The 2,617-nt window shown below is 38.0% G+C and carries 3 protein-coding genes; all 3 read left to right on the top strand.

What is annotated here, in order from left to right:
• The first annotated feature begins 51 nt into the window (after positions 1-51).
• Positions 52-1,056 (top strand): LacI family DNA-binding transcriptional regulator, encoded by a 1,005-nt coding sequence (locus V7659_RS30760; RefSeq protein ID WP_335543796.1) that lies wholly within the window; start codon positions 52-54, stop codon positions 1,054-1,056.
• Between the two features lie 110 nt (positions 1,057-1,166).
• Positions 1,167-2,195, top strand: coding sequence for an ureidoglycolate dehydrogenase (allD, locus tag V7659_RS30755; RefSeq protein WP_335543795.1), 1,029 nt, complete (start codon positions 1,167-1,169; stop codon positions 2,193-2,195).
• Between the two features lie 51 nt (positions 2,196-2,246).
• A partial coding sequence (locus tag V7659_RS30750) for a carbohydrate ABC transporter permease (protein ID WP_420491796.1) occupies positions 2,247-2,617 on the top strand: 371 nt, incomplete at its 3' end.

Genomic DNA, 2,617 nt, shown 5'->3' with positions numbered 1-2,617 from the left:
AATCGAATTACTAAATCGAATTACTAAATCGTTTTTCTAAGGAAGATGCTTATGAAAAGGGTTACAATAGCTGATGTTGCTAGACATGCGAATGTATCAAAGAGCACCGTTTCACAATTTTTAAATAAGCGCTATGACTATATGGGAGAAGGAACTAAGGACCGAATTGAACAAACTATCATTCAACTAGGTTATCGTCCAAATATAGTTGCCAGAAGTTTAAAACAGAAAAAAACATTCACTATTGGAGTTATTGTAGGGAATATTTTGTACTCAATTTCAACCCAAATCATTCGAGCAATCGAGGATGTATGCCGAGGAAACGATTATCATGTGATTGTTTGCAATGCAGATGATAATCATCTGACGGAAAAAAAGTATTTTGAGATGTTAATAGCAAAACAGGTGGATGGTCTTATCGTTTTCCCTACAGCGAAGAATATAGAACTTTATAGATCTATTTTGAAAGAACAGTTTCCTCTTGTATTTATGGATCGCCTTGTACCCGATATACCTGTAGATACGGTTTTGTTAAATAATCATGCAGCCTCAGAATTAGCAGTTCAACACTTTATCGAAAAAGGGTATAACCGAATTGCTATTGTTACGAATTCACTGCATCGACATATTACTGCAAGAATGGAACGTATCGAAGGGTATAAAAAGGCAATTGAGGATGCTGGTATCCCTATAAGGGAGGATTATATTTTAGCTGTGGAAGTAGACCAACTTAAAAGTGGGCTTAAACAGTTGCTTTCTCTTTCCAGTCCTCCAGAAGCGATATTAGCTGGTAATGACTTCGTATTGACGGAAATTCTCTATCATTTGAAAGAGCAAAACATGTTACTTCCGAACGATTTAGCTTTAATCGGGATAGATGATGTGGAATTTGCAAATTTTCATAGTCCTCCGATTACAACTGTAAAGCAGCCTTCTTTTGATATGGGGAAAAAAGCGGCAGAACTTCTATTATTAAAAATTGAAAGCGGTAACATTGAGTGGGTGCCGGAAATATATCGCTTTGAGCCAGAATTAATTATCCGTGAATCTTGCTAGTTTCAAAGCGTCTAATAAAAAATCCTTCTCATCACAGTGAAGGAACATAAAAAAATCATTCACATGCTGCGTACAATTATATATATCCTTTGAGGAAGGAGTGGAGCTATATGCAAGAAGTGAGAGTTTCCTCTGAAAAATTAACGGAGGCAGTTGTATTAAAACTTAAAAAAGCAGGATTAAGAGAATTGGACGCAACAATTGTTGCAGACGTACTTGTTCATGCCGATCTAAGAGGAGTAAGTTCACACGGCGTACTTCGAACCGAGCATTATGTAAAGCGGATTACCGAAGGTGGAATTAATCCTGAACCTGAATTCACCATCAAAGCTACAGGACCTGTAACAGCAATTTTCGATGGGGATAATGGCATGGGGCATGTTATTGCAAAAGAAGCAATGAATTATACGATAAAACTCGCGGAAAAAAGCGGGGTGGGAATGGTTGGAGTAATGAACAGCAGTCATTGTGGGGCCCTTTCATATTTCGTTCAGCAGGCAGCCGAAATGAATTTGATTGGGCTGGCTATGACACACACTGATAAAATTGTCGTACCATTTGGAGGTGCGAAGCCCTATTTTGGCACAAATCCAATTGCCTTCGGGTTTCCATCAAAAAACAAACCGCTTATTCTAGATATGGCTACCAGCAATGTTGCATGGGGCAAGATTCTACATAAAAGAGAAGCAGGAACCGCCACTATTCCCTCAGACTGGGGTGTGGATGAAAAGGGCAAACCAACTACCGATCCGAATGCGGTTACTGCATTACTTCCGTTTGCAGGGCCAAAAGGCTATGGGATGTCAATGGTCGTGGATATTTTCTCTGGTATTCTAACAGCATCAGCTTTCGGTCCGCATGTTACAAAGATGTATGGTGATTATTCCGAAAAACGCCAACTTGGTCATTTTTTATGTGCAATCAATCCGAGCTATTTCACAACGATTGAGTCATTTCTATGTAATATTGATCAAATGGTAAATGAAATACATGCTATAAATCCTGCAGAGGGGTTTACGAAAGTTATGGTACCAGGAGAGCCTGAGTATTTAAGAGAAGAGGAATACTTAAAAGAGGGCATTCCCCTTACGGATTCCCTATACGAATATTTAATAGAAGACAAGCAAACTAGTATATAATAAAACACTAAATAAACCAATCACATTTATGAAAAAAAGGGAGGTTTTAGCGTGCAAATCAAATATGCAGTTCCATCCACAATGAAAGAATCTAAAAGGGGAGGCATCCTTTCGTGGATCGATAAAAAAATACAAATCATTTTGTTGCTCCCAGCGATTTTTTTAATGATGGTTGTCTTTTTATATCCAATTTTATACACCATTTACCTAAGCTTTCATGACTGGACGTTCCTTACATTAAAGAATCCCCCATTTGTAGGATTACGAAATATACTAAATGTTTTTCAGGATGCTGGATTTTATAAATCGATGTTACTGTCAGGTATTTATGTAGGAGCGGGAGTACTCATCCAGTTTTTATTGGGCTTCACACTAGCATTAGCTGTCAATCGTATCACTTTAGGTCATGGATTAGCTACTAC

The organism is Neobacillus drentensis (assembly GCF_036966985.1).
In the GTDB taxonomy this organism is placed as follows: Bacteria; Bacillota; Bacilli; order Bacillales; family Cytobacillaceae; genus Neobacillus; species Neobacillus drentensis_E.
The sequence above is the reverse complement of the archived record's forward strand: the minus strand, read 5'-3'. Positions and strand labels throughout refer to the sequence as shown.